Source organism: Kitasatospora sp. NPDC059571, assembly GCF_042735675.1.
In the GTDB taxonomy this organism is placed as follows: Bacteria; Actinomycetota; Actinomycetes; order Streptomycetales; family Streptomycetaceae; genus Kitasatospora.
On the sequence record NZ_JBHWBW010000338.1, the window covers coordinates 1935 to 7145 of the forward strand.

Here is a 5211-nt window from a genome sequence, read left to right on the forward strand (position 1 = left end):
CGGGCCCGCGACTGGGGGGCCTGCCCACTTATCGGGTGGGGCGGGGCGCGCCGGGGGGGTCCGTGTGCGCGCCCGCCCCCGGGGCCGCCCGGGAACGCCCCGGGGCGCGCGGCGGTCTGGGCCGCGGGCCCCGGGGGCGGGAGAGTCGATGGTCTGTGGCGGTCGTACGCTGCGTCCCGGCGACGGCCTCGCGGGCCCGCGCCGGATTCTGACGGGCGGTCAAGTGGTATGTGCCCGTCCGGATCCGGATTGAACATGCCATTCCGGATCGGTCTGCCGGCAGCCGCCCGGAACCGGCCACCGGGCCGCACTCCGCGGGTTCGGGCGAACCGCTCCCCCGCCTCCGCGGCATCCGCGATGATCGGACGGTGACCGACGACGCGGCGCACGCCGCTGTGACCGCGGACGACTGGCAGCGGCTCGCCACCGCGCACGCCGCCTACCACGAGGGCGCCGGCGGGGCCTACGACGAGGTCCTGCGCGAGGTCGCCGCCAGGGTGGCCGCCGAGGGCAGCATCGGCAAGGCCGACATCGGCGCGCTGGTGCTGTGGAAGCGGCTGCGGGCCGACACGCCCTGGGCGTACGCGCTGATGTCCCTTCCGGACACCGCCGTCCGCGCCGTGACCGCCGAGGCCGTCGCCGCGGTGCGCGACACCGCCCTCGACCGCGGCACCGCCGCCCGGCGCGGCCGGGCCGCGCTGAGCCCGCTGCCCGGCTTCGACAGGGGCGACGCGCTCGCCTCCGCGCTGCTCACCGCGGCCGCACCCGACCGGATGGCGGTGTACGACCGGCGGGCCCACCGCGGGCTGGACCTGCTCGGGCTGGAGCTCGACCACCGCAGGGGCCGGTACGGCCGCTACATGGCACTCCTCGACCGGCTGCTGGCGGCCGCCCCCGCGCCGGTCCGCGGCTGGACGGCCCGCGACCTGGACACCGCCCTCTACGGGCTGGTGCCCTCGGCCTGACGGCGGCTCCGATCAGGTGGCGCCGTGGCCGGGAGACTGGTGCCCCGGTGCCTCGTGCCCGGGCGACTCGTGCCCGGTTTCGGGTGCGCCGCCCATCATCCGGAGCATGTCCCGGCCGCCGGTGCGCAGGAATCGGACCACCAGGGCCGCGGCCAGGAGCAGGAAGAGGATGTTGAGGACGGTGGTGTAGTTCCAGCTGACGCCCTCCGTCGGGATGGTGGCGTCCGCCGGGTCGGGGACGAGGCCCAGGGCGCCGAAGACGATCTCGACCAGGTACCCGGCCGCCACCATCGCCGTGTAGAAGGTCGCCAGCAGGAAGAGCGTCATCCGCCGGCCGTAGTACTTCCGGTAGATGTTGAGGATCGGCAGGATCAGCAGGTCCGCGAAGAGGAAGGCGACCACCCCGCCGAAGCTGATGCCGCCCTTCCAGAGCACGACCGCCAGCGGCACGTTGCCGATCGAGCAGACGAACGAGGCGATGGCCACCAGCGGGCCGATCAGCGGGCCCCAGAGCTTCGCGGCGAGCGGGTGGCCCTCGAAGAAGAAGGCCTGCCAGAACGAGTCCGGCACCCAGGCGGCGATCGCGCCGGCGATCAGCAGGCCGAGCACGAGGTCCCGCAGGATGGCCGCCCACTCCATCACGAACACGTGCGAGGTGGCGGTGTAGGCCTCGCGGGAGAACAGCCGGTGGGCCAGCGAGCCCTCGCGCTGCACGGACATGTCCATCGCGGCGTGCCCCTCCATCGAGCCGGCGACGCCCCGCTCGGCCTGCCCGCGGGCCTCCCGCAGCAGCGGCTCCCGCAGGAACAGCCGGAACAGGAGGGCCAGCACGGCGATCATGACCGGACCGCCGGTGAACTCGGCGAGCGTGAACTGCCAGCCCATCAGCAGAGCCAGGATGACGCCGAGTTCGACCACCAGATTGGTGGACGCGATCTCGAAGGCCATCGCCGCGGTGAAGTCCGCGCCCTTGCGGAACAGCGAGCGGGCCAGCGCCACGGCCGCGTACGAGCAGGAGGAGGACGCGGCACCCAGGCCGGCCGCCACGGCCAGGGTGCGCGGCCGGTCGTCACCGAGCATGCCGATGACGGTGGCCCGGTGCACCACGGCCTGGACGACGGCGGACAGGGTGAACCCGAGGATCAGCGCCCAGGTGATCTCCCAGGTCATCGAGCCGGTGATGGACAGGGCGTGCAGGACGGCATGCATGGGTGAAGCCTCACCGATCCAGGGGCCCCGCAGCGGCGGGACACGCTGGACCGGCCGGGGCGGACGGCCGCACGGTAGCGTGACCGGTCGCAGCCCGTGCGGACCCAGACCTCCCGGGCCGGACGAGAGGAACCCATGGCGTTCGACGAACACCTGGCGCGGCGCATCCACGCCTACATCGGCGAGGAGCTCGCGGTGACCGAGAAGCGGATGTTCGGCGGACTGGTGTTCCTCTTCAACGGCAATATGGCCGTCGGGGTCCGCGGTGAGGAGCTCATCGTCCGGCTCGCCCCGGACGAGGCCGAGGCGCTCCTCGCGGAGCCCGGGGTCCGGCCGTTCGATCCGGCCGGGCGGCGGATGCGGGGCTGGATCCTCGTCGGCCCGGCGGCACTCGCCGAGGACGCGGGCCTGCAGGAGTGGGTCGACCGCGGCTTCGAGTTCGCGGCGGCGCTGCCGCCCAAGTAGCGGTCCGCCGCGGCAGCGCTCCGCCCGCGGCCGCCGGCCGGACGGCTCAGTCGATCACGCAGTCGGTCCGCTTCACATCCTTAGGGCAGGGGAATCGGGACACCTGCCCGGCGAACGCCGCCCCGGCGTCCACGACGGACTGCGGCACCTTCCACTGCCACCTGGGGCTCTTCAGCACCGACTGCCAGCCCGCCAGGCCGAGCGGCGGGCGGTCCCGGGTGATCGTGATGCCGTGGCCGGTCTTCCCGGGGCCCCGGTCGAGGGTGCCGTTGGCCGCGAACACGCTGATCCGGTCCCCGTTCGGGCGGGTCAGCTCGACCGCCACGTCGTAGAGCCCCACCACGTCGACGCCGGTGATGTAACTGCGCATCAGGCTGCCGTCCGGCAGGACCGACTCCTCGCAGACCGGCTTCTCGCTGCCGGGGCGGCGCGGGCCCTCGTCGGAGCCGCCCCGCCAGGTCGCACAGGTGAAGGCCGAGGCGGGCGGCACCACGGCCCTGCCGGACGCGTCGGGCCGCCCGGAGGCGGGCGGGTCCGCGCGGTGGGTCAGCGTCAGCATCACGGTGGACGGCCCCCGGCCGTCGTCGTACTGGAGCTCGATGTAGCGGCTCGTGGGGGCGGTGTTGAACTTCACCGCGAACGGGTCGAGGTCGGCCAGGTGCCCGCCCGGCGGCAGCTCGTCGGAGAGGATCTTCAGCATCGCCTGCCAGGTCATCACGGCGTTGGCCGGCTCACCCGTCGGGCTCGGGCTCGCCGCCGTGCTCGCACCGCCGCCCGCCGCCGGACCCGACGCGGCCGGGGCGGCCGCCCCGACGGGATCGTGGCCGCTGCGGCCGAGGCCCACCACGGCCCCCGCCGTGACCATCGCCGCCACCGTCAGCGCCGCGCCCGCCGCCTGCGCGGCCCGGCGGACCCGGATCCGGCGCCGCCCCGCGGCCTTCCCCTGCGCCACCATCTCCGCCACCGGCGGACTCAGTTCACCGACGCTCTCCACGAGCAGTCCGGTCAGATCGTCCTCAAGGCCCATCGCAGCATCCCTCGTACTCGCTCGTTCCGGGTCGGTCGGTCAGTTCGGGAACAGCAGTTCGCGGTCCTCGCCCAGCAGTTCGCGCAGCCGGGCGAGCGATCGCGTGTTCAGGCTCTTCACGGCGCTCACGCTGCACCCCAGCGCCTCGGCCACCGCCTCGACGCTGTAGTCCTCCAGGTAGCGCAGCACCACGGCCGCGCGGTTGCGCGGCGGCAGCAGGCGCAGCGCCGAGAGCAGCGTCAGCCGCAGGTCCGTGCTGCCGCCGCCGTCGCCGGCGGGCAGGTCGGGTACGGCTCCGACGGCGAACTCCCCCGAGCGGCGCAGCCGCCGGTGCGAGAGGTAGGTCCGGAGCAGCACCTTGCGCGCGTAGGCGTCCATCCCGGTGTCGGGGACGCTGCGCTGCAGCCGCGCCCAGGCGGCGTACAGCTTGGCGAAGGTGGTCTGCACGAGGTCCTGCGCCTGGTGGAAGTCACCGCACATCAGGTACGCGACGTGGAAGAGTCTGCGCGCCCTGCTGGACGCGAACTCGTCGAAGTCGAGTACCTCGTGCATGCGGTTCCCCCGTGTCGCTCTGCTGTTCTCTGATCGGCCGTCATCCAGACAAGACGCCTCGACCCGGGCGGTGGTCGCACGCGAATCCGGTGGAGATCTCCGGGCGCCCGCGGAGCGGGCCGTGGTGACAGGGGCAGCCGCGGGCGGACGCCGGGACGCCCCGCGCGCCGGTGGGGCGGGCGGGGCGTCGCGGGTGTGCGGGCGGGTCAGCTGCCGAGCAGTCCGGCGAAGTCGTTGCCGAGCAGGCCGAGCTTGGTGATGTCGCCGATGTCGGTGATGCCGGCCACCGGGATGGCGTAGAGGTGGTCCTGCTTGGAGGGGGCCGGGTAGGCGGGGTTCCCGGCGGCGGCAGCGGCGGTGCAGCCGGCCAGGGCGGACGCGCCGAGCAGGGTGCAGACGAGGACGGTTCGGACGGTGGTGCGCATCGGGTCTCCGCGGTCGTGGACGTGGTCTGCACCGACCAACCGGCCGGGTGACGGCCCGGTCACCGGCACCACCCGGTCGGCGGAGCGGGCGCGCACGCCGCCGCGCTCCTGCCGCAGGCCCCATCCGGGTGTCCGGTCGTCAGACGGCGGGCGGCGGGGTCTCGCCGGACCCCCGGGGGACGACGGTGGTGGCCAGTTCGATCCGGACGGGCGGGCCGGCGTCCCCGCCCAGGCGGCGGAACAACTGCTCGGCGGCGGTGCGCCCGAGGGCGTACGGGTCCTGGGCGACGACCGTGAGGCCGGGGGTGAGCAGGGCGGCGAGTTCGAGGTCGTCGAAGCCGACCAGGGCGGGCCGCTGCGCGGCCGGCCGGCCGTGCAGGTGGTGCAGGACGGCGGCGGTGATCCGGTTGTTGCCGGTGAACAGCGCGGTGACCGGCTCCGGGCCGCCGGTCATCCGGTCGACCTCGGCGCCGAGGGCGGGGGGGGGCGGCGGGGCGCCCGGCCCGCCGGCGTCGGCGCGGCCGCCGCGCCGCCGCGCGCGCGGGCAGTGGGGGGCGAGCGCGCGCGG

The 5211-nt window shown here is 74.9% G+C and carries 7 protein-coding genes; 2 read left to right on the plus strand and 5 right to left on the minus strand.

What is annotated here, in order from left to right; all coding sequences use genetic code 11:
* Positions 1 to 368: 368 nt before the first annotated feature.
* Positions 369 to 965 carry a hypothetical protein gene (locus tag ACFV0G_RS28525; protein ID WP_380554089.1) on the plus strand — a complete coding sequence of 199 codons (597 nt, stop codon included), beginning with the start codon at positions 369 to 371 and terminating at the stop codon, positions 963 to 965.
* Positions 966 to 977: 12 nt separating this feature from the next.
* Here the strand turns inward: ACFV0G_RS28525 and ACFV0G_RS28530 are convergent, their stop codons facing one another.
* Positions 978 to 2174, minus strand: coding sequence for a permease (locus tag ACFV0G_RS28530; protein ID WP_380554092.1), 1197 nt, complete (start codon positions 2172 to 2174; stop codon positions 978 to 980).
* Positions 2175 to 2309: 135 nt separating this feature from the next.
* On the opposite strand from ACFV0G_RS28530, the gene ACFV0G_RS28535 reads away from it, so the two are divergent.
* The gene (locus ACFV0G_RS28535; protein WP_380554095.1) at positions 2310 to 2639 is read left to right on the plus strand and encodes a TfoX/Sxy family protein; all 330 of its coding nucleotides are present in this window, start codon (positions 2310 to 2312) and stop codon (positions 2637 to 2639) included.
* A gap of 46 nt (positions 2640 to 2685) precedes the next feature.
* Here the strand turns inward: ACFV0G_RS28535 and ACFV0G_RS28540 are convergent, their stop codons facing one another.
* The 4 genes from ACFV0G_RS28540 to ACFV0G_RS28555 form a co-directional block, all read right to left on the minus strand.
* Positions 2686 to 3666, minus strand: coding sequence for a hypothetical protein (locus tag ACFV0G_RS28540; RefSeq protein ID WP_380554098.1), 981 nt, complete (start codon positions 3664 to 3666; stop codon positions 2686 to 2688).
* A 39-nt stretch (positions 3667 to 3705) separates the two neighbouring features.
* Entirely contained in the window at positions 3706 to 4218 is a 513-nt protein-coding gene (locus ACFV0G_RS28545) for a SigE family RNA polymerase sigma factor (protein WP_380554101.1), read from the minus strand.
* A 206-nt stretch (positions 4219 to 4424) separates the two neighbouring features.
* A complete protein-coding gene (locus tag ACFV0G_RS28550; RefSeq protein WP_380554104.1) occupies positions 4425 to 4739 on the minus strand; it encodes a hypothetical protein in 315 nt (104 codons plus the stop codon).
* Positions 4740 to 4782: 43 nt separating this feature from the next.
* A partial coding sequence (locus tag ACFV0G_RS28555; RefSeq protein ID WP_380554107.1) for a substrate-binding domain-containing protein occupies positions 4783 to 5211 on the minus strand: 429 nt, incomplete at its 5' end.

Bases quoted from the DNA above. Each gene is read 5' to 3' on its own strand.
- ACFV0G_RS28530 (WP_380554092.1), bottom strand. From the start codon at position 2,174: ATGCATGCCGTCCTGCACGCCCTGTCCATCACCGGCTCGATGACCTGG.
- ACFV0G_RS28535 (WP_380554095.1), top strand. From the start codon at position 2,310: ATGGCGTTCGACGAACACCTGGCGCGGCGCATCCACGCCTACATCGGC.
- ACFV0G_RS28540 (WP_380554098.1), bottom strand. From the start codon at position 3,666: ATGGGCCTTGAGGACGATCTGACCGGACTGCTCGTGGAGAGCGTCGGT.
- ACFV0G_RS28545 (WP_380554101.1), bottom strand. From the start codon at position 4,218: ATGCACGAGGTACTCGACTTCGACGAGTTCGCGTCCAGCAGGGCGCGC.